The following is a 553-nucleotide window of genomic DNA, read 5'->3' on the forward strand; positions in this document are numbered from 1 at the left end:
CGTGAGAACTGGGACACGAGGAAAGGGAAAAGCCGAATTCTCGCATGGCGTGGAATCCCCTTCCGGGTACCTGCCGTTGCCTCGCTACATTCATCAACATGAACGCGAGAAGGAAATTCCTCAGCGTCGGCGCGGCGACAGCCGCCGCCCTCGGCGCCACCCTGGTCACGGCTCCCGACGCCTCGGCGGGGAGCATGCGCGGATGCGACTTCCCGCGCGTCTGCTTCTACAAGACCCAGGCGGACTACGACGCGAATCGTCCGACGGCCGCATACAAGGACGTCACCAGCGGATTCCAGAAGCTGGGCTCCCGAGCCCGCGGTGCCGTCAAAGCCGTCAACTCCCGCAACGACGACGGCGCGATCGTCAAGTTCGCGAACAAGCCTGGCACGGTGTGCATCCAGGCCGACTCGTGGTGGCATTTCGGCTCGGACGTGGTGACCCACATCCGGATCGTCGACAGCCCCACCTGTTAGGGCGCGACGCACGGAGCGAGCGGGGCCGGCGTGGCGTCCCGGCCCCGTTCGCGCGGTCCTTCCGACCGCGCCCCGCC

General features: G+C 67.1%; 1 protein-coding gene. It reads left to right on the plus strand.

Annotated features, from left to right (window positions below; translation table 11 throughout):
- Positions 1 to 98: 98 nt before the first annotated feature.
- Positions 99 to 476, plus strand: coding sequence for a hypothetical protein (locus KUM32_RS42935; RefSeq protein WP_217146967.1), 378 nt, complete (start codon positions 99 to 101; stop codon positions 474 to 476).
- Positions 477 to 553: the final 77 nt, after the last annotated feature.

Source organism: Streptomyces sp. AC627_RSS907, from assembly GCF_019049165.1.

What these genes read in the sequence shown, in the direction of transcription:
- KUM32_RS42935 (WP_217146967.1), top strand. Translation starts at nt 99, where the DNA reads ATGAACGCGAGAAGGAAATTCCTCAGCGTCGGCGCGGCGACAGCCGCC.